Source organism: Streptomyces sp. NPDC048331, from assembly GCF_043201215.1.
Taxonomy (GTDB): Bacteria; Actinomycetota; Actinomycetes; order Streptomycetales; family Streptomycetaceae; genus Streptomyces.
The window spans coordinates 12237-35988 of sequence record NZ_JBICYT010000025.1 but is presented as its reverse complement, the minus strand read 5'-3'; the positions used below and the strand labels follow the sequence as shown (position 1 = coordinate 35988).

The 23752-nt window shown below is 72.6% G+C and carries 17 protein-coding genes; 13 read left to right on the top strand and 4 right to left on the bottom strand.

Annotated elements, in window-relative coordinates; all coding sequences use genetic code 11:
- Positions 1–37: 37 nt before the first annotated feature.
- From ACGFYY_RS29755 to ACGFYY_RS29740, 4 genes are read left to right on the top strand one after another with little or no spacing between them, the layout of a single operon-like run.
- Positions 38–1114, top strand: coding sequence for a hypothetical protein (locus ACGFYY_RS29755; protein ID WP_393714043.1), 1077 nt, complete (start codon positions 38–40; stop codon positions 1112–1114).
- The gene (locus ACGFYY_RS29750) at positions 1111–2529 is read left to right on the top strand and encodes a hypothetical protein (RefSeq protein WP_393714041.1); all 1419 of its coding nucleotides are present in this window, start codon (positions 1111–1113) and stop codon (positions 2527–2529) included. The genes ACGFYY_RS29755 and ACGFYY_RS29750 overlap by 4 nt, the downstream gene beginning before the upstream one ends.
- 5 nt (positions 2530–2534) lie before the next feature.
- A complete protein-coding gene (locus tag ACGFYY_RS29745; protein ID WP_393714039.1) occupies positions 2535–6479 on the top strand; it encodes a WD40 repeat domain-containing protein in 3945 nt (1314 codons plus the stop codon).
- 34 nt (positions 6480–6513) lie between these two features.
- Positions 6514–7020, top strand: a complete 507-nt coding sequence (locus ACGFYY_RS29740) for a MarR family winged helix-turn-helix transcriptional regulator (RefSeq protein WP_393714037.1) — start codon at positions 6514–6516, stop codon at positions 7018–7020.
- 36 nt (positions 7021–7056) lie between these two features.
- On the opposite strand, the gene ACGFYY_RS29735 is transcribed toward ACGFYY_RS29740, so the two are convergent.
- Complete coding sequence (locus ACGFYY_RS29735; protein WP_393714035.1) at positions 7057–8499, bottom strand: serine/threonine-protein kinase; 1443 nt, start codon at positions 8497–8499, stop codon at positions 7057–7059.
- A gap of 169 nt (positions 8500–8668) precedes the next feature.
- Between ACGFYY_RS29735 and ACGFYY_RS29730 the strand changes: the two genes are divergently transcribed.
- The 8 genes from ACGFYY_RS29730 (at position 8669) to ACGFYY_RS29695 (ending at position 19130) form a co-directional block, all read left to right on the top strand.
- Entirely contained in the window at positions 8669–10606 is a 1938-nt protein-coding gene (locus ACGFYY_RS29730; RefSeq protein WP_393714033.1) for an FHA domain-containing protein, read from the top strand.
- Between the two features lie 58 nt (positions 10607–10664).
- Positions 10665–11618, top strand: a complete 954-nt coding sequence (locus tag ACGFYY_RS29725) for a hypothetical protein (RefSeq protein ID WP_393714031.1) — start codon at positions 10665–10667, stop codon at positions 11616–11618.
- 117 nt (positions 11619–11735) lie between these two features.
- Positions 11736–12257, top strand: a complete 522-nt coding sequence (locus ACGFYY_RS29720) for a GNAT family N-acetyltransferase (RefSeq protein ID WP_393714029.1) — start codon at positions 11736–11738, stop codon at positions 12255–12257.
- A 54-nt stretch (positions 12258–12311) separates the two neighbouring features.
- Positions 12312–13841 carry a hypothetical protein gene (locus ACGFYY_RS29715; protein WP_393714027.1) on the top strand — a complete coding sequence of 510 codons (1530 nt, stop codon included), beginning with the start codon at positions 12312–12314 and terminating at the stop codon, positions 13839–13841.
- Positions 13842–14208: 367 nt separating this feature from the next.
- Positions 14209–14634: a subtilase-type protease inhibitor gene (locus tag ACGFYY_RS29710; RefSeq protein WP_365276216.1), complete on the top strand. Its 426-nt coding sequence runs from the start codon at positions 14209–14211 to the stop codon at positions 14632–14634.
- Between the two features lie 243 nt (positions 14635–14877).
- Positions 14878–15027 (top strand): hypothetical protein, encoded by a 150-nt coding sequence (locus ACGFYY_RS29705; protein ID WP_393714025.1) that lies wholly within the window; start codon positions 14878–14880, stop codon positions 15025–15027.
- Between the two features lie 949 nt (positions 15028–15976).
- The gene (locus ACGFYY_RS29700; protein ID WP_393714023.1) at positions 15977–17194 is read left to right on the top strand and encodes a 4-hydroxybenzoate 3-monooxygenase; all 1218 of its coding nucleotides are present in this window, start codon (positions 15977–15979) and stop codon (positions 17192–17194) included.
- Positions 17195–17333: 139 nt separating this feature from the next.
- Positions 17334–19130, top strand: coding sequence for a methyltransferase (locus ACGFYY_RS29695; RefSeq protein ID WP_393714021.1), 1797 nt, complete (start codon positions 17334–17336; stop codon positions 19128–19130).
- Between the two features lie 6 nt (positions 19131–19136).
- Here ACGFYY_RS29695 and ACGFYY_RS29690 read toward each other — a convergent pair whose 3' ends face one another.
- Positions 19137–20021 (bottom strand): hypothetical protein, encoded by an 885-nt coding sequence (locus ACGFYY_RS29690; RefSeq protein WP_393714019.1) that lies wholly within the window; start codon positions 20019–20021, stop codon positions 19137–19139.
- Between the two features lie 79 nt (positions 20022–20100).
- Positions 20101–21945 carry an SIP domain-containing protein gene (locus ACGFYY_RS29685; RefSeq protein WP_393714017.1) on the bottom strand — a complete coding sequence of 615 codons (1845 nt, stop codon included), beginning with the start codon at positions 21943–21945 and terminating at the stop codon, positions 20101–20103.
- A gap of 206 nt (positions 21946–22151) precedes the next feature.
- Here ACGFYY_RS29685 and ACGFYY_RS29680 point away from each other — a divergent pair, with 206 nt between their 5' ends.
- Entirely contained in the window at positions 22152–22610 is a 459-nt protein-coding gene (locus tag ACGFYY_RS29680) for a MarR family winged helix-turn-helix transcriptional regulator (protein ID WP_393714015.1), read from the top strand.
- A 74-nt stretch (positions 22611–22684) separates the two neighbouring features.
- Here ACGFYY_RS29680 and ACGFYY_RS29675 read toward each other — a convergent pair whose 3' ends face one another.
- Positions 22685–23740 carry an ABC transporter substrate-binding protein gene (locus ACGFYY_RS29675; RefSeq protein WP_393714013.1) on the bottom strand — a complete coding sequence of 352 codons (1056 nt, stop codon included), beginning with the start codon at positions 23738–23740 and terminating at the stop codon, positions 22685–22687.
- Between the last annotated feature and the right edge of the window lie 12 nt (positions 23741–23752).

The window sequence follows — 23752 nt, the reverse complement described above, 5'->3', positions numbered from 1 at the left end:
AAGCAGGGTGGATCAGGGGCGAAACAGGGGAGGAACCTTGCCCGACGAGAACGACATGAAGGAACCGTCGCGGATGTACCGGCGCGCCGAGGACGGCACGCCCGTACGCGGCGATCTGGCCGACGGTGAGCCGCTGCTGGGGATGGCGGTGACCGAAGGGCGCCGGGAGGTGCTGCTGCGGGAGCGTGACCGGGAGGCGCCGGAACCTCCCGAGGACGGACCGGGCAGGGCGGACCTGCTGATCGAGTTCCAGGGACCGGGGCCGGTCGACGCCTGTCTCCCGCAGGCCTTCCGCCCGGCCGAGGAGGAGGCGCCGGGCATCGGGGACGCCGTCGACGGCTGCCTGGACGGATCCGGCGCCGAGGGCGCCTTCATCCGGCTGCTGATGAAGCGGTTACCGGAGCGCGGACACCACCTCTGGCTGATCGGAGGCGCGGTGCGGGACCTGGTGGACGTGGGCCCCGAGGCCGCCCCCAACGACCTGGACTTCGCCGGGACACTCCCGCCCCTGGAGATGCGCCAGGCGATCGACGACTGGTCCGTGGACTTCGGACTCGGCGACTACGAGGCACGGATGAGCCGACCGAGCCTCGTGGTCCACCTGTCGCGGCCCGAACAGGGCGACGGCTCCCGCATCCTGGAGTACAAGGCGCTCGCGGTGACCGACTTCCTCTTCCCCGCCTACGGCGGCAGCCTGACCGACGACGTCGCCTCCCGCGACCTGACCGTCAACAGCCTCTACTACGACCACGGCAGACGGTTGCTCGCCGACCCCTCCGGAGAGGGCATCGCACACCTGCGGGCCCGGCCGCGCGTGCTGGCCAGCCGCAACGCCGAGCGGCCCGCAGGACGGAGCGCCCTGGTGCTGCTCCGCTTCGTCAAGTTCACCTTCCGGTACCCGGACGCGGACATCACCCACCTGCGGGAATGGGCCGCCGAACTCCCCGCCGACCTGCCCGACCGGCTCGACGAGTCCGACTGGCGGGCGGTGCGGCACTCCTGGCGCGGCTGTGTCCCCCACGACGGCCTGCGCCGGGCCGTGGAGATCGCCGGGCTTCTCGGCCCCGCCGCCGGGGCACTGGTGGACCGACTCACCGAGGAGGCAGGCGCATGACCGCCGTGCACCGGCCGCTGACCACCTGGGTCCGGGACGCCCGTCCCACCGCGCCGCACCCCGGCGCCACCACGCCGATCCCCGGACAGGTCCGAGGGAACGGCGGCACCGGCGGGTCCGTACCGGGACCGTTCTGGACCGCCTACGGCCCCGTCAACGAGGGCGACGAGCGCGCCGACGCCCGAAGCCTGGACCGCTTCCGCACCGGCTGGGAGCGCGGCTCGCTGCCGCTGTCCGGCGGCGGCCACGCCCTCGCGCTGATCGATCCGACCACCGGCGAGGCCGTACTGGAACTCGACGGCCTCGGGCAGCCGTTGCCCGCCGACCCCGTCACCGCCGAGGCCGTCGCCGCGATCGAACGCCGCTGGCCGGCCGAGCGGTTGGAGCCGATCGAACAGGCCCTCCTCGCCGCGGCTGCCCCCGGGTTGCGCTACAGCCTGCTGGACCGCCTCGCGGCCGAGGGCCGGCCCGAACCCGACTGCTTCCACGTACTGCCCTGGGAGCGTGTGGACCGGCTCGCGGACGAGGTGACCGCGGCCCTGGACGCGTCCGGACCGGCGCACGGCGACACCCCCGCGCATCGCCCCGTACGGCTGCGGCACTACTTCGCGCCCGCCGGGTCCCGGTTCACCGCCGCCCTGGAACAACTCGGCTCCGCCCTGCGCGCGTCCGACCCGCGGCGTCGACGGGTCGCGACGACCGCCCTGTGCGCACGCCTCGCGGGGGCCGCCACCGGCCGGATCCCACGACCGACCCGGGAGCGACTGATCCTGCTGCTGGACGCGGTCGGCCGCGGCGACGCCTTCCTGTCCGCGACGGCCGCCCTCGCGGTGGAACGACTCGCCGGGGCCTTCGCCGGTCCGGGCGGCGCGAGCGCCGGGCCCGGCCGTGCGGACGTCGTGTGGCACCGACTGGACTACGGCAGGCCGGCCTCGGTGAGGAACGAGTTCGCACCCGCCGCGGCGGGCGGAGCAGACTCGGCCCAGGACGGGGTGCTGCGTTCGGCTTTCACCCTCACCCTGACCGTCCAGGACGACAGCGCTCTCTACATCGCGGTCTCCGCCCCCCTCGACACCGCCGATGCGGCGCTGCTGGCCCAGGGCTACGACGAGGTGCTGCTGTTGCCCGTCCACGTGACCGGCGCCGTCGAAGGCGGCGACCTGTACGTCCTGCTGATGCCCTTCGACGACGGCCTGTCCGGCGACCTGAAGATGACGGCCGTGGCGGAGGCCGTGGTCACCGCGGACCAGGCAGGCCCGCCGCTCGGTCTGGCGGACCTGCCGTTCCTGGACCCCGAGGCCGTCCGCAGGACGCTGGCCTGCCAGGTACGGGCCTCCGACCGGCGCAGCTGGCGCGCACTGCTCGACCGGCTCCCCGCCGGCCACCCCGTACGCCGCGCCGCGGAAGGAGCCTGAACGGGATGACGACGATGAAGGACGAGACCATGACCGCCGTCGGGCGCGGCCGGGGCCGGAGCGGAACGCTCGATGCGTTGGACACCGCCCTCGCCCGTGCGCGTCAGACCGCGGTCGAGGCCGGCCGCTTGCAGAAGCTGATGTCCGGCGAGCCGGCTACGCTGGTGGCCTGGCTCTCCCGCCTGGTCGAACGGTCCGACACGCCCGCACTGCGCCTCCTGTACACCGGGGAGGACACCGCCCTCCACGACGCGCTGGGCGAGATCGACGTACACGGGTCGGACGCCACCCTGATCGATGGTCTGCGCAGTGCCTCCGGCCTGGTGGTTTTCGATCCGGGGGAGTCGCAGCCGGTCCTCGCCGCGGTACGGATCCAGGCCGCACTCGCGCTGGACCTCCTCGACCCCGAGGCGGACGAGGCCCGCCTGGCGGTCGCTCTGGCCTGGTACCGGGGCGCCGGAGCCACCGCCGACCTGGAGACCGCGCCCTGGGACCCGGCCGATCTCGCCCACGGCGACGAGCGGCTCCGGCGCTCCCTGGACCGGCTCGCGGCCGCGGCGGGGGACGCCGTCGCCACGGGCCCGGTGCTGGCCGCGGCGCTGTCCCTGTGCCGGCTGGCGTTGGGCCGGCTCCCCGGACCCACCAGAAGTCCGGTCGCGGTGCGCGTCCTGTTCGACCATCAGGGCGTGGGCGCCTCCGGGCGGCTCACCCTGACCCTGCTGCCGGGCGGGCCCCGCGGCCTGGTGCCCGACCCCGAGACCATGCCGCTGTTCACCGCCGACCACAATTACGCCGCGGCCATGGCCCGGGCCTGGAAGGCGTCCGGGCGGCGGCTGTCGGGAACCGTGCTGTGGTCCCTGCAGGGGTTCACGCTCGCGGGCACCGCGGAGGCCACCAAGGGCTCGGTGCCCTACAGGATCGCGGGACCGTCCCTCGGCGCGGCCTTCGGGGTGCTGCTCGCCGAGACCGTACGCGTCCGGCAGCCGGCCCTGCGCCCGCACGACGTCGGGCGGTGGTGCACCGCCCTCGCTCGCCGGTCCCTCTTCTACCGCCGGGTCAGGGCGAGCAACTCCGTCACGGCGGACGTCACGGACGTAGGCGAGCTGGTCTCCGTCTCCGGGTTCCGCGCCAAGCTGAGAGCCGCGCACGGCCTCGGGGTGGTCGTCGTCGCGGAATCGGACGGGCGCGAGGCACGCGCGGTGGCCGGTGAACTCCCCGGTGAACCGGCGCAGATCGCCGCCGTTCCCGATGTGCCGAAGGCCAGGCGTAAGGCCAGCGCGTTCAGTTGGAAGGTTCTCGGCGGGCAGGCCCTCGGCCTTCTGCTCTCCGCGGCCCTCGTGTTCGCGTTTCTCGCCCACCTCCAGGCGGAGAGGACCGCGGCGGAGAAGCGCGAGAAGCAGGCGCGGTCCCTTCTCAACGAAGCCACCGCAGTTCAGGATTCCGATCCGGGCCGGGCCCTGCGGCTGGCCCTGTCCGCACATCGCATGAGCCCGAGCGACGCCTCCGAGGACGCCATGCTGCGCATCCTGATGGAGACCCGCTACCGGGGCGAGGTACCGCCGGTGGCGGGCACCCCCGGGCCGACCGCCCTCGGCTACACGGGCGGCGGCCGTACCCTGCTGAGCCGGGACGGGGACCGGATCACCGTCCGGGACGCGGTGTCCCGGGCCACGGTGACGACGCTTCCGGTGCCGGCCGGCGCGAACGCCCGCAAGCCGCAGCGCGAGGTAGGGCCGGTCCTGCTGCCGCTGACCACCCCCGGGGGTACGGCCGTGCTCATCGGGACGGCCGACCTTCGCGCCGAGGTGTGGAGCTTCGCGGACCCGGCGAAGCCGCAGCGGCTCGCGGAACTGCCGGGCGGCGGTCAGGTGCTGCAGGCCGCCGTCAGCGGTGACGGCCGTACCCTGGCCACCCTCGGGCCGCTGACCCCGCGGGCCGGCGGCGACTCGGCCTCACCGGAGGCCCTCACCGTGTACGACGTCACGAACCCCGCCGCGCCGCAGAAGAAGGGGCAGATCGCCGCCTACGCCACCACAGTGGACAACGACCTCGTCGGCCTCGCGGTCAATGCCTCCGGTAACCGGGTCGCCGTCGCCGACAACCGCAACATCCAGGTGCACGACACCCAGGCCGCCGCGCTCCCGGTGAAGGTCGTGATCGAGCCGGGCCTGCCCGTGGGCCCCGGCGACCCGCGCGGCGGCGGGCAGATCACCCCCACCCACGGCGTCGCCTTCAGCGATTCGAACGACTACATCCTCTACAGTGCCACCGGCCACCCCCTCGCGGCAGGCGCGGGCGCGGGCAACCGGTTCATCGACGTCTGGGACATCTACCCCGAGCGGACGGGCCCGGGATACCGTCTCCGAACCGTGCTCCGGGGAACGGACTGGGTGGTGCCGGGGCCTCACGGGAGCGCCGCGGCACGCGACGACTCCGGGGTGATCCTGCTCGGCAGCGAGGTCGTCCTGCGCAGGACGATCGGCGCGACGGTCAAGCCCCCGACGGCCGGCGACACCGTGCCGGCGATCGCCTACAGCCCGGACGGGCAGCGTCTGGCGCTCGGCGGCGAAGACGGCACGGTGCGGTTCTGGGACGTCTCCGCCCAGACCGACTCGGCGGAGGCGCAGCCCCTCACGGGCCAGAGGACGACCGCCTTCGCCCAGAAGGCATCGATCCTGGCCGTGACCCAGTTCGTCGAAGGCACGACGAAGCAGGAGTTGGAGACCGTCCTCCTCGATGCCGCAGCCGCCCCGCCGTTCCGGCGTCTCGGCACTCTGGAGACGCCCGCCGACCTGCTGGGGATCGATTCCGATGCCACCCGCATGGCCGCGATCCATCACGGCGAGCTGTCACTGTGGGACGTGAGCGACCGAACCCGGCCGCGCCGCCTGGAGGCCGCGTTCCCCTTGCCCGCGGACATCGCGGCGGACAGCGGTGTGCCCAGGGATTCCGGTAGGGGACACACCACCGGAGGTATCACCTCCCTCCTGGTCGGACCGGAAGGGAAGACCGTCGTGGCGGAGCTCGCCGGCCACGGCGAGGCCCTGGTCTGGCGGGTGGACGCCGACGGCAGCCACGCCGGGCCGGTCCAGCGGCTGCTGCCCGGGATCTCCACCCCCACGGTGGACGAGCACGCCGTCCCGAAGACCGGCATGCCGCGGCCGGGGGAGATCCCGGGCGACGGAGCCGGTGGGGAGGAGTACGAGACAGCCACCCCCGAAGCACCCATGGACTCCGACTCCGGCCTGGACTCCGACTCCGGCCCCGGCCCCGTGCCCGAGTCCGGCGTGGAGCCTGGCTTCGGCACGGAGGACGACTCCTCCAAGGAGACCGGTTCCGCCCCTGTCTCCGGGCGCGGTTCGGTGCTGTCCTCCGACGGGCGGAGGCTGATCGTGGACGGCGGCCGTACGGGGCTGGCCATCTGGGACCTGTCCGGCGCGAAAGAGGCTCGCCTGACGCAGACCATCCCGCACCCTGCCGAGTCCTCGGGCGGCTTCGTGTTCGGTGAGGACGGCAGCATCCTGCGGCACGGGGCCCACGGCTGGCGGTTGACCGGCTCCGGCAAGGCCGAGGCCCTCCCGGACCTCCCCTTGCCCAAGGGGGCGAACAGGATGGACGTGCGCGTGGCGGGTACCTGGGGCGCACTCGCCACCACCTCCGGATATCGGGATTTCACCACCTGGCTCGTACGACCGGGGATGGAGCCGGTGGCTCTCGGGAGGGATGCCTTCGCCGAAAACCCGAACGCGTTCGCCCTACTGCCGGGCCGTCTCCTGCTAGGAGCTTCGGGCTTCGTCGTACGGGACGTCACCCGGACGGTCGTGGCCGCCCGCGATCCACGGGCCGCCGCCTGTGCGGCGGTCGGTGGTGGCCTCACCCGGACCGAACTCGACACCGTCGCCGAGGGAGCCACCTGGGAGCCGGCCTGTCCGGGATCCGACCGCCGGTGAGGCCGGCGCCCGGTCGGTGTGTAGCGTCGTGATCATGAAACCGTTGACCGGCAGCACCACCACCACCGACCAGGCGCCGGCCGATCCGGCGGCCACCGACGACATGCTGGCCACCCAGCCCATCGGCTACTGGAGCGGCCTGGCCCGCACGGCCGTCACCCGGCAGCTGCGGGACGCCATGGCCCGGATCGATGTGACACAGCCGCAGTACTGGGTCCTCAACCGGGTCAACGGCGCACTGCCCGCACCCGCCCGGGAGGAGGTGGTCGCCCAGCTGACCCCACTGGCGGACGGACCGCACGAGATCGCACGGGTCGTGGACCAGCTGCTGCACCGCGGCTGGCTCTCGACCGACGACCGCGGCCGGCTGCGCCTCACGCAGGCCGGGGAAGCCGCCAGGGCGCGGCTTCGGCAGCTGGTGACCGAGCAACGTGCCGTGGTCCACGAGGGCATCGGCGACGAGGAGTACGTGGCGGCCCTCAAGGTGTTGCGCAGGATGGTCGCCAACGTAGAGCGGGCGGAGCGTCACCGTGCTCCGTGAGGGCCCCGGCCGGCGCGGGCCGGGCCCGCGCGGGGTTCAGCCGGTGCAGGTGATCGAGAAGGGGACCGGGTTGGAGGTGACGCGGACGGGGCTCTGGAGTTCCACGGCCATCCCCGTCGTCAGGGTGCCCGACTTCGCGTAGGCCGTCAGGCGTACGGTGTCGCGCTTCGTCGGTTCGGACTTGTCGCCGATCGACAGGGTGCGCCAGTGCGGATCCACCACGGAGCCGTCGCCGGACACCCAGCGGTAGGAGATCAGCGTCGGCTCGGACGCGGTGAAGGTCGCGATGAACGCCGGGGCGCGGCCTTCGGGGATCGGACAGCTTCCGGTGTAGGTCGTGTTCGTGCCCGCCACCGACATCCGTACGCCCGGATCGGTGCCGGTGTTCGCGTCCTCGCCGTTCAGGGCGTAGGCGATCCCGCCGCCGATCAGTACGCAGGCGGCCACGCCGGCCGCGACGAAGGCCGCCGTACGGCGCCTGCGCGGCGGGGCAACGGGCGCCGCGGCGACGGGTTCCGCGAAGGATGCGGCGGGGTCCGGCAGGACGCGGCCGCCGGCGGTCGTGGTGGCGTCCGGGTGCGCGATGTTCCGCAGGGCTTCGGCGGCTTCGGCCGAAGGGGTCCGCTCGCCGGGCTCCTTGCGGAGCAGCCCGGCGATGATCGGGGCCAGCGGTCCGGCGCTCGTGGGCACCGGCGGTTCCTCGTCCACGACGGCCCGCAGAGTGCTCAGCGCGGTGTCGTGCCGGAACGGGGAGAGTCCCTCCACGGCCGCGTACAGCAGCACACCGAGGGACCACAGGTCGGACTCGGGGCCCGAGGGGCGACCCAGTGCCCGCTCCGGCGGCAGGTACTCGGGGGAGCCGACCAGCTCTCCGGTCATGGTCAGCGCGGTGCTGCCCTCGACCATCGCGATACCGAAGTCGCTGAGCACGACCCGGCCGTCCTCGGCGAGCAGTACGTTCGCCGGCTTCACGTCCCGGTGCTCCACCCCGACGGCATGCGCGGCGCGCAGCGCGCTCAGCACCTCCCCGCCGATGTGCGCGGCGTGCCGAGGGGTGAGCGGGCCCTCGGCCCGCAGCAGATCGGCGAGCGACCGCCCGCGGATCAGCTCCATCACGATCCAGGGCCGGGCGTCCTCCATGACCACGTCATGGATCGTGACCACGTTCCGGTCGGGTATCCGGGCCGCCGCCCAGGCCTCCCGCTCCAACCGGCCGTACATCCGCGTGATGTCACCGGCCTGCAGCCCGGCCGGAGCCCGTACCTCCTTGACCGCGACCTCCCGGTACAAGGTCTCGTCGTGGGCCCGCCACACGGTGCCCATACCGCCTTCGCCGAGCCGGGACAGCAGCCGGTAGCGGCCCGCGATCAGCCGGTCCCCGCCCGCCGCGTCCGTGCCCGGGGCGGTACCCGCGGCAGTGCCTGCGGTGGTGGCCGTGAACGCGGTCTCCGTCACGGTCTCGTCTTCCTCGTAGTACATGGGGGCGGTTCTCCTTCTTGGCGCCGACCGACGCGAACATCACGTACGGGTCGGGACCCCGGTTCAGAGGTACTCGAAAGATTCCAAGAAATGGTTGAACCGAACACCTTCTCGATCGCGTGTTGTCGGCGTACGAGCAATAAGCGACATCGTTTTCAAGGGGTGTGGAGTGCCATCGGTCATCGTTGGGCGCACGGGTCCGTTCACCGGACAGAGCGTGGTCCTGGGCGGCGAGCCCCTCAGTTTCGGGCGCAAGAGTGACAACGGCGTCGTGATCGTGAGCGCCAACGCCTCCCGGCTGCACGCCGAGATCCTCGCGGAGGACCCCGGGTTCGTCCTCTACGACCGAGACAGCCGCAACGGCACGTATGTCAACGACCTGCGCGTCACCCGGCATGTGCTGCGCCCGAACGATTGCATCCGGATCGGTGACGAAACGTTCCTGTACGAGGCGCAGGACGCCATGGAGACGGTCATGGACCTCTCCCTGCTGGACGTCCCGCGGGTGAGTACCGCGGACCCCGGCACCCTGCGGGTCACCGTCACGGGCGGCGGCCCGGTGGGCCTCGCCTTCGCCCTGGCGCTCGACGAGATGCTGCCCGGCCGGACCGCCGTCACCGTCTACGACGGGCGCTGGACCAGGAAGGGCTCCGCGGTCGTGTGGAAGGACGAGACCCAGGGCAACTACCGCCGCCGGCAGGTGGTGACCGTCCAGAGCCGCCAGTACCTCGCCCTGTCCGAGGCGGTCCGCGGCGCGCTGTTCGAAGACGGCGACGCCTACTCCGAGATGTGGCCCGTCGGCCCGGACTCGGTCGACGGCCACCCGCCCCGCAACATCCGGATCGCCCACATCGAGGACCGGCTCCTGGACCTGGCGAACCGGCGGCCCGCGATCCGCCTCGTCCCCGAACGCTTCGACGTGACCGAGCGGCAGGACCGGCTCACCCAGGAACACGTCCTCGTGGTCTGCGAGGGCGGCCGCTCCCGCACCCGCGAGCACTACGCCGACCGCTTCGGCACGGCCGACGCCTCCATCTACTCCCTCGACGGGGAGCACCTTCAGGACATCGTGCTGGGGCTACAGGTCAAGTCGACGCTGCCGGACCCGATGAGCGTGCTGCTCACGGTGTCCCAGAACCGCTTCCTGCTCAACTCGCTGCGCGGCGAGGGCTTCCTGAACATGCGGCTCACCCGGGAGGAGGCCAGAAACGTCATCGGCATCGACCCGGTCCGCCAGGTCTTCGAGGAATGCATCGCCGCCCGCCCCTGCCTGATGAGCCGGCAGGAGGAGGACAACGAATTCCGCTGCCCCACCCACGGCACCCTCTTCCTGCCCGCCCTGCTGCGCGGCTCCCCGCTGTGGAAGGAGATCCGGCAGGGCCTTCGCCTGTTCGGGGTGGCCGAGGACGACCTGTCGGCGATCACCTCGTTCCGGCTGGACATGGTGCAGCGCCCACGGTTCACGGCGCAGCTGCACCGGCCGACCGCGACCAGCCCCGGCACCTTCGGCTTCCTGCTGGGCGACGCCGCCAACGCCATCCACTTCTGGCCCGGACGTGGCCTCAACAGCGGCCTCGCCTCGGCCACCTCGCTGGCCCGGTCCCTCAGCCGCGCCTGGCAGGGCAAGCCGCTGCGGGACGCCGACTTCACCCGGCACGAGGCCGCCATGTCCATGCTCCAGTACCGGCACAAGAGCCGGGCCTGGAACGCCATGGTGACCACCGACGACCAAGGCGTCACCCGCGCCATCAGGGACATCATCGCGCGCGGCGCGGAGGCCGGCGCGGTCGACAGTGGCGGGGGCGACGGCGGCGCGGGTACCAGCGGCGCGGACGGGAGCGACCTGGACGCGCTGCTGGAGCGGATGGCCGGGATCCGCGACCGGCTGGGGCCCCGGCTGCCCGGGTCGCCGACGGACGGTGAACTGCGCGCCCACCTGTCCTCGATCGCCCCGGCCACCCTGCGTACCCTGCGCGAGAGCGGTGCCTGGGACACCCTGATCGTCGGTGGGGAGGAGGCCGACATCGACCTCTTCTACCAGTCGGACGCGCCGGTCTTCGTACCCCGCCCCGTCGACCCCAGGAGCCTCCCGCTGCCGCAGGCGTAGTCCGGGTGTACCCGACGCCGCCCGGTCGCGGTCCGAGCCGGGAGGCTAGCCTCTTCGGATGATTCCTGGTCAGCCTCCGAAGATCATCACGCGTCACCGCGACGGGCGGATCCACGCCTACGTGGTGGACCCCGACACCTTCGGACCGCTGGAGACCGCCGCGGTGTTCCCGACGCGCGCCGGCGACGAGGTCGAGGAGTCCGTGGTCCGGCCCGACCTGGAGCGGGTCGTGTACACCACGCGCGACGGAGTCGTCTGCCTCGCGCGCTCCGGGGACCCGGTGTGGGCCTCGGACTTCGCACCGCGTTCCGACGTCCGCCACGGCCATCGGCCCGGCTGTTCGCTGTCCCCGGACGGCCGCACCGTGTGGGTCTACCGGCCCGACGTGATGGCGCGGCGCGGGGTGACGGACCAGTGGGTCGTGTACGACGCCGACAGCGGGGAGGTCCTCGCCCGTCGGAAGCTGGAGACCGCCGGACACGGCGGTCTCCACCACCCCCAGCCGGCCGACGGCAGCATGTACCTCGACATCGGGGAGGGCCAGGACGGGGCCGTCGTCCTCAGGGGTGTGATCGGTGCCGACGGCGCGCCGAGGTTCGTGACGTACCCGTGGCCGGACCGCTGCCTGATCGACGTGGCACCGGGCGGGCAGCAGTTCATGACCGTCGGCCACGACCAGGCGGACGTCGCCTTCCACGACCACCCCGGCGGGGACGTGCTGTTCACCCTGCCCGTCGAGGCCTTCGGGTACGACCCGGACGACACCTTCATGGAATGGAGTGGCGGCTACCTGACCCCGGACACGGCCGTCATCACCCTGGGCGGTGAGCGCGAGGACGAGGAGGAGTGGTTCCGTCACCAGCTCGTCGACGTGCGCACGGGCACGCCCGGCGGCGAGATCTCCCTCGACGCGAGCCACCCGTACGACGGGACACCCCTGGGCGACGGCTCCTGGCTCACCGGAAACCCCGACGGCCACCCCGTCCGCCGATCCCGCCCGACGGCCGGATGATCGTGGCCGCGCCCTCGAGGCTGTCCCGCGCACGGTCAGGACATGCTGATGGGCCGAGGAAAAGCCTTTGTGTCCCGCGTGAGCGGTAGGGATGCTTGCACGCCGGAGGTGGGGAAGATGACCGACGTCGTGTTGGAGCTGTCGGCGCGTGACCTGGTGCACGCGGACCTGGCCTCGTGCGGGTGGGCCGGCTCGGACCATCACCTGGCCCGAGTCGCCGAACAGTTGGAACGTGCCCGGCTCGGTGAGGTCGACTACCTTGCCGTCTGCGCCGCGGCCGACATCCCCGTGGCGAAGGGCGGGGTCGACTACCAGGTCAAGGAGGGTGTCGGCACGTTGTGGCAGCTGGCGGTCCACCCCGCGCTGCAGTCGTGCGGGATCGGCGCGTTCCTTGTGCAAGCCGCGGAACTACGGATCAGGAACCGTGGTCTGCGGTACGCCGAGTTGGCCGTGGAGGAGGGCAACCCCCGGGCACGCGCACTGTACGAACGACTGGGATATGTCGCGTACGACCGTCAGCCGGACTCGTGGGACGAACAAGCCCCTGACGGATCGTTGCGCCGCTACGAAACCGTGTGCACGTTGATGCGGAAGGAACTCGTGCAGGCCGCTTCCGTGCAACCCGGTGACACGGCCTGATCAAGGGTGGAGAATCGGACGCGGTGACGCGGGGCCGAGGGGGCGGGGGCGCTGATGGGTCGGGCACTGCGCGTGGGGTTCGTGGTTCTGCCGGTGGGGTTCGTGCTCTGGTACGCCTCGTACTACACCACCATCGCCGTCTGGGAGTTGCGCAAGCTCGTCGCCTGGTTCGCCCTGCCCCTGCTGGCCGCCGCGGCCACCCTGGTGGGCGTGCTGGTGGTGGGCCGGCTACGGCGCCGGTCCGGGCGCGACGCGGGCTCCGGGAACGCGGCCGTCACCCTCGGGTGCCTGGGCGCCGTCGTCGGGTTGGGCCTCACCATCGGCTGGCTGGTCTACGGCTCGTACCTGCAGGACCGTGCCTACATGGCCACCGCGGAGGTCGTCACCGAGCCCGTACCGGCGCTGGCGGCCCGCGTGCCCTACGTGGCCGGCAAGGCACAGGCCGCCCCGCACCTCGGCGATGTCACCGGGGAGATCTCCGACATCACCTACCTGCCCGACTCGGACCGGTTCGCCACCCTCGTGGAGCGCCGGGGCTGGCTGGCCGGGTACGAGGTCGGGCTCGTGCAGGACGTCCCGCTCGGCGGCGAGAGCCGTAGCCAGGAGCGGTGCGCCTTCGACGTGTCCGCGGCGGACGCCAGGATCAGCGGGTGGTTCACCCACAACCTCGGCAGGAAGATCTCGGCCGAGAAGCGCTGGGTCCGGTTCGAGGCCGACGACGCCTACGTGACCTGCTCGGGCGGCACACCGGTCGTCGTCGTACCGCTCAAGCGGCAGACCGGGATCCTCGTGGTGACCGAGCGTCCCGCCGGCGTCGCGCTCTACGACGGGCGGACCGGAAAGCTCACCATCACCACCGACACCTCCGCCGTACCCGGCCCGTCCTATCCGATCAGCCTCGCCGCCCGACAGCGCGAAGGGACCGCCGCGGTGGGCGGGTTCAGCGACTGGTGGTTCGAGCGCAGCGGATGGGACGCCTCCGAGGACGGCGCCAATGAGGGCAACGAGTCCGAGTTCACCCTGCGGTACGTCGAAACGGCCGGGCGCAGCGCGTACGTCACCCCGCTCACCCCGCAGGGGGAGGCCAGTTCGGTCGTGGCGGTGTCCATGGTGCCCACCCGCCACCAGGGCGCCGGGCTCGCGCCGATGACCGTCCATCGCCTCGATCCGGCGTGGTCGTCCCCCAAGGCGCTCGTCGCCCTGATCAAGGCGGAGTACCGGGACGTCTGCTGCTACAACGACGACCAGGTCTTCGAGGTCGTACCGACCGGGGGCGGGACGTGGACGGCCACCGTCGGCAGCGAACAGAACGTCCGCTACCGGGTGGAGGGCAAGGGCCAGGTCGGCGGGCGGGAGGCGACCTGCCTGAAGGCCGCCGACGGAGCCCTCATCCGGTGTGCGTACGTGGTGCCCGGATCGCCCGAGGAGCAGGAGCTCAAACGGCGGGAGCAGCAGAAACAGCAGCAGGAGGGCGCGAAGAACCCAGGGGATCCGAGCGACCTGACGGGCTATACGAACGAGCAGCTCGCGGAGCTCCAGCGCCGCATGACCGAGGAGATCGGCCGCCGTCTGAAGTCCGGCTGACCGGCCCGATCACAAAAGGCCGCCGGGGGCTGGGGGCTGGGCTGGGGACCGGGGGCTCCGCACCGTAGCGATCCGGTCACACTGATGGGCCGTTCGGTCAACTCGGCACGGCCGCCACCTGGGCCGCAGGTGCGGGAAGCGACGTCACACCGGTCGACGTACCGCGCTCCCGCATGCTGCGGACCTGCGGGCACCCGCCGGGAGTTGCGCGATCCACCCCTCGGGTGACCGACATCCGAACGGACTGTCCGTAAATCGACCGCGCAGGTGCGATGCACCTTCATGCCTGGCAGGCTCAGGGCGAGTTGAGCGCTACATGAAAGCTCTAGCGCGCCAAACATCCTTCGAATCGAAAGTAGGCCTTGTCATGCGCCGCCGCTTAGCCACCGTCTCCGCCGCCGCTCTCCTCTGCCTCGCAGGCACCGCGGGCGTGGCGGAGGCGAGCCCGACGAGCCTGTACGCACCCTCCGCGATGGTGTTCACCATCACCCAGGGCAACGACGCCGCCACGGGTACGGTCCTGCGTGCGGCCGTCCTCAGCTGCGCCTACACCGCCGAGGGTACGCACCCCGACCCCCGGGCCGCGTGTGACGCCCTCAACGCCACCGGCGGCGAGTTCGACCGCCTGCTGGCCGCGCCGAACCAGGGGCGGGTGTGTCCGCGGCACTACGACCCCGTCACCGTCACCGCGGACGGCGTATGGCGCGGTGACCGCGTCTCGTGGAAGCACACCTTCTCCAACCCGTGCGTGATGTCCGCGACGCTGAACGGCAACACCCTCTACGCGTTCTGACGCGGCGGCTCGTTGCGACTCACTGCCGCTCGTCATGGCTCGTGGCCGCGTCGGGGGGCGTGGCGCGGGGGGCCGTGGCCGGGCCCGGCGACCGCCTGGGGGTGGCGGGCGCCGGACCCGGCGGGCCGGCGGTCAGGCGTGGGGGTAGATGGGGTGGGGGCGCCTGCCGCCGGCCAGGGACGCCCTCACCCGCTGCCCCACCGGCCTCGGGGACTCGCGGCTCTCGACCGCATCACGAGTGCGGTGCACGGGTCGCCCCGGCGCCGCGCCGATTTCCCCCGCGGCGCCCTCTCCGCCGACCTGTGCGGCTTCAGCACCACCCCGGCTCCTGACACCCACGCCGTGCTCCGTGAATTCCGGCCGGTGCTCGGCGTCCGGGACCGCTGCAACTGACCACCGGGCGGCGGTTGCCGGTCGTACCGGACAACGCCGTCGGCTCCGAGCGGATCCGCCCGTTGTCGCCCGCGGCGACGACTGCGTCGCCCTCGTCACCAGCCGCGATCGGCTCGGCGACACTGCCGACCGCCGTACCGGGCCCGGAATCGATGGCCGCCGAACCGGAAGCCGCCGCCCGATCGGCCGGCCCGTTCGCACCGGCCCGGCCTCCATCGCCGATGGACTCGCCGACTGCCCCACGCCCCAGGCCGCCCAGGGACTGGCCCAGTTGGCAGCGGCCCAGCCGGTCGTCGAGACGGGATCGCGGTCCTATGCGCCGCAGCCCGCAGCCCGCAGCCCGCAGCCCGCAGCCCGCAGCCTGGCGCCCGGTCACGAATCCGCCGCGCTGCCACGGCTGCTCGGCCACTGGGTGCGGACCCTGCTCGGGGCGTGCGCGGCCGCTGAGCCCGGCGGCGAACCGTGCCCCGCCCTTGCGGCCGGGCCCGACCCTCGACCGGGATCCGCCGGTTCGCCGACCGGACGGCCGAGCTCGCCTGGTACTCCCTCGAACACGGCACCCTGCTAGCAGGGCGGGGCCGTACGACAGCTCCGCGAAGCCATTCGGGAGGCCTGGGCCGACGCCCGCCAGGTCGCGGCGCGGGCGGCATCCGACCGGGTCCGGGCCGCACCTCGACGCATCGCCGCCGACGCGAGGACCGGTCCTGCCGGCCGTACGCGGTGGTGCCGCGCACGGCGCGGAGCCGCTGAGCCCGGCCGCGCGCGCCGGGGCGTACAGGAGAGTGCGCCCGCCTTCGCACGCCTGGAGCGCACCACCTGTCAGCTGCGGAAACGGATCCGGGACCCGCTGTTACCGGGCAGCCGTGCGCATGCTGATTGTCACTCTATTCCTACCTGGGGATGGTTCAGGTAGGTGTGTGGATCTTCGCGTGCTTATGCTTCACCCGCTATGACGGAAAGTCACAAGTCCCCCACGTTATGTGAATCAGCCGATGTGGTCGTCCTCGGTGCCGGCCCCGCCGGGCTCGTTCTCGCAATCCTGCTGCACACCGCCGGGATCGACTGCGTCATCCTGGAACGTGCCTCCCGCACCCAGGTCCGGACCCGGGCCCGTGCGGGGTTCCTCGCCCCGAACACGGTGGAGATCCTGGATCGCCACGGCCTCGCCGGCGGCCTGCACCGGCACGGCCGTCGCCACGGAACGTGCGAATTCCGCACACCGGACGGCCGGTTCCGCCTGGACTACGGAGCCCTCGGCCAAGGGGCGCAGCATCATGTCTACCCGCAGCAGAACCTGGTCACGGACCTCCTGAGCCACTACCTCGACCTCGGCGGACGCATCCGCTTCCGCACCGAGGCACTCGCCGTACGGGACATCGACGGCACCCGGCCGTCCGTCACGACGCGTGAACCCGACGACCGCACCACCCGGTGGACCGCCCGGTACGTCGCCGGCTGCGACGGCCGGTACGGGGCGGCCCGCCGATCCCTTCCGTCGGACGCCGTCCGTCACCACCGGCACGACCACGGGGTGACCTGGCTCGGCCTGCTCGCCGAGACGCCACCGAGCCTCGACGCCGTCGGCTACGCCATCCACGACCGCGGCTTCGCCGGACACATGGCCCGCACCTCGGAGGTCACCCGCTACTACCTCCAGTGGCAGCGCGGCACTCCGGCCGACGCCTGGTCCGAACAGCGGATCTGGGACGAGCTCGACGTCCGGATGGGCGCGGCGGAGCACGGCCCCCTGCGCCGGGGCACGCTCCTGGAACGCGGGGTCTTCGACCTCACCTGTGACGTCGTCGAACCGCTGCGGCACGGCCCGCTCCTCCTGGCGGGCGACGCTGCGAGCCTGCTCGCGCCGGCCGCCGCGAAGGGCGCCAACCTGGCGGTCATGGAAGCCGAGATGCTGGCGGAAGCCCTGGTCGATGCCCTCACCCGGGGGGACACCGCAGGGCTCGACACCTACTCGGACCGCTGCCTGGAGCACATCTGGCGGGCGCAGGAGTTCACCGGGTGGATGACCCGGCTCCTGCACGCGCCCCCCGACGGGGACCAGGACGCCGGATCGTTCTTCCACGCCGCCCTGCGGCGTTCCCGGCTCGCCTCGCTGCGTACCTCGCGGATCCACCAGGACTGGTTCGCCGAGAACTACGTCGGCGTGTGACCGCCGCGGGCCCGGCCCCGTACCGCGCACCCCGCCCTCGCCTCCCTTCCGTTCTTCCACCCGCTCCACCCCCTTCACCCGCTCCACCCGCGTCGCCCTGCCCTGCCCAGCCCCGTACCGGCTTGAGGACACCTTCACGATGACGACGACCCTCCCCGACGAAACGTTGCTCCGGGACGACACCGTCTGCCTGCGCGAGGCGGTCCGGTTCGTCCGCGAGCACGACAGCGCCGCCCTGCTCCCGCTCCTCCTGCCCGGCCTCGCCGGCCCGGACCTGCGGGCGTTGGCCGAGCACTGCCGGTTCGCCCACGCGGGACTGCTGCTCTTCCCGCCGGACGCGGACGGCCTGCGGGCCCAACTCGCCGACTGCGGACTGGCCGTGGACATCCCCTCCCACCCCAGCGTGGTGGTCCGGGAACGCCTCGCCCGACGCCACCGGCGGGACCCGGCCGAGCTCGACGTCCGGATCCTGCGCCCGCGGGTGGACGGCCGCGACGGGGAGCGCCGCGCGGTCGAGGTGTTCGCCCTGACCGTGCCCCCGCACTCCGACCTGGAACCGATCGCCGCCTACGAACGCATCCGCCGGCACGAGGCGCACCTCGCCTTCGAGGTCGAGCACCCGGAGCCGTTGGCCCTGCGCGGCCTGTGCGCGATCCTCGACCGCCACGGCGCGCGGCCCGACGGCGGTGGATACAACCCGCACGAGGACGGCACGGTCCTCTACTTCACCCTTCCCGCCGAGGTCGAGGCCGAGGCCGACACCGACGCGGCCTGCGACTACCGGCGGCTGGAGCTCTACGCCCGGGGCGACCACCGCGACACCCTCGCCGCCCATCTGGACCACCCCGACCGGGACCACCGCCCCCGCCACGACGCACGGCAGCCTGCCGAAACGCTCCTCCACCTCTTCACCGGCGCGTGGACCACCCAGGCACTCGCCACTTTCGCCCGGCTGGGCCTGCCCGACGTCATGGACACCCGTACGGCGCACCGCACCGAGGACCTCGCCCGGCCGACCGGCACCCATCCCCGAAGCCTCGCCACACTCCTGCGCTACCTGGCCATGCTCGGCGCGGTCGTCGAGGAGCAGGAAGGATTCCGCCTGACCGAACTCGGCGCCCTGCTGCGCGCGGACACGCCCGGTTCGATGCGACCGCTGGCCCTGATGTACGCGGGCCCCTTCTACCGCTCCTTCGGAGCCCTCGACCATTCCGTCCGGACCGGACAGCCCGCCTTCGACCACCTCTTCGGCGAGAACCACTTCGACCACTTCGTCCGCGACCCCGAACTCGCCGCCCTCTTCGACCGGTCCATGGCCGCGAGCTCACGGATGTTCCAGCCGCTCCCCGCCCATCCCGTCATCACCGCCGCGGCGGCGCGGGTACCCGAGCCCGCGACCGTCGTGGACATCGCCGGCGGGAACGGGGAACTCCTCGGGCGCATCCTCACGGCACACCCGCGCCTGCGCGGGATCCTGCTCGAACGCCCGCACGCCGTACAGGCCGCCCGCCGCCTGCTCGACGCCACGGGCTGCGGCCCGCGCTGCGACTGTCGGGCGGGTGACTTCGCCGACGTGCCGTCCGGCGGCGACGTCTACCTCCTGTCCCGCGTCCTGCACGACTGGGACGACGACCGCTGTCGCGAGATCCTGCGCCACTGCGTCCGCGCGATGCCCGCCCACGCGGACCTGCTCGTCGTGGAACGCCTCCTGCCCGGGGACGGTTCCCCCTCACTGGCCACCGCCTGGGATCTGCACATGCTGTGCAACGTAGGCGGCCGCGAACGTCGGGCCGACCACTACGCACGCCTGCTCGCCGACGTGGGCCTCCAACTCGTCGGTCGCCGGCCCCTGCCCCTGGACGCGCACGTGCTGCACGCCCGCAAGGCGGGCGCACCGGACCCCGCCGACCGGTGGAGCCGAGGCGGGGGAGCGTAGGACCCGTCACCGGTACGGAGTGAGCCGTTCGGGCGGGAGCGCCCGGTGGATCACCCGGAGGACGAAGGAGTTCGGCGGCCTCCAGACGTGCCGGTCGTCGAACGACCACGCGTAGACGGGGGATCCGTCGCGGACGCAGTCGAGCAGGCCTGGCTCCCCGAGTTCGTGGGCCGACCACGCGTAGAGCTGCGACAGCCTCGGCGCGATCACCCCGAAATCGAGGAGGCGGCCGAAGCCGATCTCCCTGTCGAGGTGGGACCGCACTGTGTCGTGGAGCGGGTACTCGTCGGGGAGCACGCGTGACAGCTGCAAGAAGATCCCGGTCATCTCCACCCGGGGATCGCCGAGGAGCGGGGCCAGTGGGCGCAGCCGCCCGAGGGCGAGACGGGGCGCCGCGACGAGGGCGTGGGCGTACAGCACACGGCAGAGGACGACGTTCATGAAGAACCGCTCGGGCTCGTTCTCCGCCTCCGCGAGGGCGAGGTTCTCGAGGTAGGCGGCGACCACGCTCCCGTTGTGAGCCCGGTACCAGGCCCGGGCCGTCGGGTGGTCGGCGAAGACACGCCAGTGGTCGACCGTACGCGCGGAGGCGGGCCCGGGGAGTCCGCCGCTCAGGCCCACCGCCTCGCAGCCGTCCCGGAGGATCCGTTCGTTCACCGCCCGCCACCACGGGCTGCCGGGGCGGTCGGCGAACGGGGGCCGCAGCACGCCCCGCCGCACCTGCCACCGCATGAACGACATCGCCGCCCGGCGGAACGGCAGGTGTTGGGGCGCCTTGCCGAACGGGCCGTGGTAGCAGCGCTCCATCAAGGCCATCCGGCCCGTCGGGTCGTCGCGGACCGCGGCGACCTGCCGCCGGGCCCAGGTCGCGGCCGTGACCTCGGACATCATGACCACAGATTGGCACGAACCGGGTCAGGCCGAGGCGGGGGCGTGCCGTACCCGGCCGGGCACGGCACGCCCCCTCGGGTCAGGCGGTCGGCGCCAGCACCCACAGACGGTGGTCCCAGCCGACGTCACGGCAGGAACGCACCGTGAGCCCGGCCCGTTCCGCCAGCGCGGTCACGTCCTTCACCGAGCGCAGCCCGGAGCCGAACGCCGCCGTGAGTCGCAGGTGGTGCAGGACCGCGTCGATGTCGTCAGGGTCGGCCGCCTCCACCTGCTCGACCAGCACGAGGGCGCCATCGGCCGGCAGCGAGGCCGCGGCCTCGGTCAGGGTCAGGACCGCGTCCTCGTCCGGCAGCCACTCCAGCAGCCGGCACAGCAGCAGGGTTCCCGCACCCGACGGCACCGGGTGGGTCTGCGCCACGAGCTCCACCCGGGGCAGCACCTCCGGGTCGATGATCTGCCCGCCCAGGACACCCAGCACCGACGGCAGGGCGGCGATCCGCACCCGCAGCTCGGGGAACTCCTTGACCAGCGCGTTGACCACCGTGCCGGCGCCGTTGCCCGACGCGCCGAGGACCCCCACCGTCGACCAGTCGTAGGCACCGGCGACCCCGGTCGAGACCCAGCGCGCCTCGTCCTCGATCGCGGTACGGGCCGAACCGCCGAGGCGTACATCGGTGCGCAGCGCCTCGGCCAGGCTCTCCCCGGACGCCGTGCGGCAGCCGTTCGCGCCCGTGCGCAGCCGCTCGGCGAGCCCCGCCAGCGACAGGTCGAAGGCGGCCTGGGCGCCGCGCAGGTCGTACTCCTCCAACGAGTGGTCGTCCTCGACCAGTTCCTCGCCCACCGGCGTCAGCCGGTAGCCCTCGTCGGCGACCTCGAACACCTCGATCTCCACGAGGTACTTCAACAGCGCGCCGAGCGAGCGCGGCTCCGTCCCGCTGCGCCGTGCCAGCTCCGCGGGCTCCCGTACGCCCTGGTAGACGAGGTCGACCAGGCCCAGCGTGACGGCCACGCGGATCGCGAGCCCCGGGGCCAGGTCGGTCAGCTCGTGGAGCCGCCCGTGCGCGTCCTCGCCCTCCAGGACGTCCGGATCGGCCGGCTCGGCGAGGCCGGGTGCCACCTCGGCACGCCGCCAGTAGCCCGTGATGTGCGTCTGCTCGCGCGGCACGCCCCGGTCCACCGACAGGTGCCGCCGGATGCCCTTGAGGGTGACGGCCTCACCGGCGGCCCAGACGAAGACCGTCCCCGGCAGCCACTCCATGTCCCGCACCGCGCGTTCCAGCAGATCGCTGCGCCCGGCCGGGACGCCGCCGCGCACCAACCAGGTGACCTCGGCCTCCGCGCGCGTCGGCAGCTCCTGGCGGTGGCTGTCCTCGCCGACCTCGATGAACACCCGGGCCCGGGTCCCCTCGGGCATCTCGTCGAGCCAGCGACCGATCGCGGGCAGCGCCGTCTCGTCGCCGATCACCAGCAGCCAGTCCGCGCCCTCGGGGTGACCGTGCGACATCTTCGGCCCGGCGATCCAGGTCACCTGGCCCGGAGCGGCCCGCTGCGCCCACGACGAGGCGATCCCGCCGTCGTGCCGGACGAAGTCGAAGTCGATCTCCCCGGCCACCGGGTCGAACCGTACCGGCGTGTAGTCCTTGGAGATCGGCCGGCCGTCCGAGGGCCAGTCCAGGCTGCTCACGTTCTGCCGGGGCAGCACCGGCTCCCGGCCCTCCTCCGCGAAGAAGAACTTCACATGGTCGTCGAAGCCGTCGGTGCGCAGCGCCGGAAGGGACAGGCCGGCGTGCTCGAAGGCGTGCAACTGCGGCCCGCCCAGGGTCACCCGCCGCATCCCGGGCGTGACGTCCGAGACGCGCAGCACCGTCAACTCCCTGAGCACGATGGGGAAGGTGACGACCGAGCGGGGACTACGGGTGGACATCCGACTTGCTCCTTCACATCCGTCCGGCAGATCCGGCATGCGGCCACGCTACGACGCCGCGCGCGCCCCGCATCCAACCCGCGGACCACGGCACTGACACCCCGCGCGCAAGTCCGGTCCCGGCGGGGCTGGACCTCAAGTGCGGTCGAGTTCCTACGGTGGTCCGTGGAAGGCGATCTCGAAGCGACGAACGGAGCGGATCCGCCATGGAGTACTCGCACAACGATGCCGAACTGGTCCGGCAGCCCATCGGCTACTGGAGCTGGGCCGCCTCCGACGCGGTGGTCACCCGTATCCGAGCCGTTCTCGCCGGCATCGGCACCACCCAGCCCCAGGCCTGGATCCTCAGCCGGATCGCGGGGGCCGAGCCGCCGCCGACCCGCGACGGGGTGACCGGGGTACTGAGCGGTTACGCGGCCGCGGGCATCGACGACCTCGACGAGGAGATCGACGCCACCGTCGCGCGCGGCTGGGTCACGCAGGACGCGGACGGACACCTCGAACTCACGCCTCAGGGAGAGGACTTCCACGCCCGGGTGACCCGGACCCAGGCGGAGCTGTGGCAGGAGCGGCACCGGGGCATCTCGGACGAGGAGTACGTCCTCACCCTGAAGGTCCTTCAGCGGTTCATCCACAACACCGGAGGCAAGGCCTGGCACCACTGACCACGTGCGTACGCGCCGAGGCCCGTCTCCCACAGGAGACGGGCCTCGGCGGCATCGGGCGGGGCGAGCGCGGCCTACTGGCCGGCGACGGCCTTCGCGAGGAGCGGGGTGAGCTGCTCGACCACCCACGGGGCGCTCAGCGCGTCCGGGTAGGCGATGGCCGAGGAGAGCGAGTTCTCCGAGGGGATGACCGTGAAGTGCTTGGTCTTCACCGCGTTCAGCGACTGGAAGAGCTTGTTGGACTCCAGCTCGGTGGCGCTGATCACACCGCGGTCACCGAAGGGGTAGGTGACGAGGAGGACGTCGGCGTCGAGCTGGTCGAGGTTCTCCAGGCTCACCGCGTTCTTGTTCGGCGCGTAGTTCTTCGCCTTGTCGGTCTTGGTGAAGCCGAGCTTCTCGAAGACGCCCGGGTCCTGGTCGGCGTACGACATGAAGCTGACCTGCTCGGGGTGGACGACCGTGTAGGTGTAGGTCTTGCCCTTGAACTCGGGGTGCGCGGCGGCGGCCTCCGTCGTGGCCTTCTCGTTCGCCGCGATGACCTCGTCAGCCTTGGCGCTCAGACCGAGGGCCTTCGCGGCCGTCTTCAACCGGTCCTGCCAGGTGAGGGTGTCGGCGTGGGCCTTGTCGGTGAAGGTGACCACCGGGGCGATCGGCTGCAGCTTGGCGTAGTCGGCGTCCATCTCCCAGGTGTTCATGCCGAGGATGATGTCGGGGGCCTCGGCCGCGATGGCCTCGTAGGCGGTGCCGTCGGTGTCGTCGTACGTCTTCAGCTTGCCGGCGCCGAGCCTGTCGATGGCACGCTGCTTGTACTCCGGCACCTTCGCGCCGTCCTCGACGTCCGGGGTGATGACCGGGACGATGCCGAGGGCCAGCGCGATGGCGGTGTCGCCGTCGGAGACCGTCGCGACCTTCACCGGCTTCTTCTTCACCTCGGTCTTGCCCCACGCGTTGGTGAGGGAGACGGGGAAGGCGGCGGACGCGTCGGCTCCGGCGGCGGCCGGCTTGTCCTTGGCGGCGGTCGAGTCCTCACCGCCACCGCAGGCGCTGAGGAGGCCGAGGCAGGCGGCGGCCGCGGCGAGGGCGGCGAAGGAGCGGGCCGAGCGGCGGCGAGATCTGGGCAGAACGGACATGAGGGTGGTGAC

What these genes read in the sequence shown, in the direction of transcription:
- ACGFYY_RS29750 (WP_393714041.1), top strand. Translation starts at nt 1,111, where the DNA reads ATGACCGCCGTGCACCGGCCGCTGACCACCTGGGTCCGGGACGCCCGT.
- ACGFYY_RS29745 (WP_393714039.1), top strand. Translation starts at nt 2,535, where the DNA reads ATGACGACGATGAAGGACGAGACCATGACCGCCGTCGGGCGCGGCCGG.
- ACGFYY_RS29740 (WP_393714037.1), top strand. Translation starts at nt 6,514, where the DNA reads ATGAAACCGTTGACCGGCAGCACCACCACCACCGACCAGGCGCCGGCC.
- ACGFYY_RS29735 (WP_393714035.1), bottom strand. Translation starts at nt 8,499, where the DNA reads ATGTACTACGAGGAAGACGAGACCGTGACGGAGACCGCGTTCACGGCC.
- ACGFYY_RS29725 (WP_393714031.1), top strand. Translation starts at nt 10,665, where the DNA reads ATGATTCCTGGTCAGCCTCCGAAGATCATCACGCGTCACCGCGACGGG.
- ACGFYY_RS29720 (WP_393714029.1), top strand. Translation starts at nt 11,736, where the DNA reads ATGACCGACGTCGTGTTGGAGCTGTCGGCGCGTGACCTGGTGCACGCG.
- ACGFYY_RS29715 (WP_393714027.1), top strand. Translation starts at nt 12,312, where the DNA reads ATGGGTCGGGCACTGCGCGTGGGGTTCGTGGTTCTGCCGGTGGGGTTC.
- ACGFYY_RS29710 (WP_365276216.1), top strand. Translation starts at nt 14,209, where the DNA reads ATGCGCCGCCGCTTAGCCACCGTCTCCGCCGCCGCTCTCCTCTGCCTC.
- ACGFYY_RS29700 (WP_393714023.1), top strand. Translation starts at nt 15,977, where the DNA reads ATGACGGAAAGTCACAAGTCCCCCACGTTATGTGAATCAGCCGATGTG.
- ACGFYY_RS29695 (WP_393714021.1), top strand. Translation starts at nt 17,334, where the DNA reads ATGACGACGACCCTCCCCGACGAAACGTTGCTCCGGGACGACACCGTC.
- ACGFYY_RS29690 (WP_393714019.1), bottom strand. Translation starts at nt 20,021, where the DNA reads ATGATGTCCGAGGTCACGGCCGCGACCTGGGCCCGGCGGCAGGTCGCC.
- ACGFYY_RS29685 (WP_393714017.1), bottom strand. Translation starts at nt 21,945, where the DNA reads ATGTCCACCCGTAGTCCCCGCTCGGTCGTCACCTTCCCCATCGTGCTC.
- ACGFYY_RS29680 (WP_393714015.1), top strand. Translation starts at nt 22,152, where the DNA reads ATGGAGTACTCGCACAACGATGCCGAACTGGTCCGGCAGCCCATCGGC.
- ACGFYY_RS29675 (WP_393714013.1), bottom strand. Translation starts at nt 23,740, where the DNA reads ATGTCCGTTCTGCCCAGATCTCGCCGCCGCTCGGCCCGCTCCTTCGCC.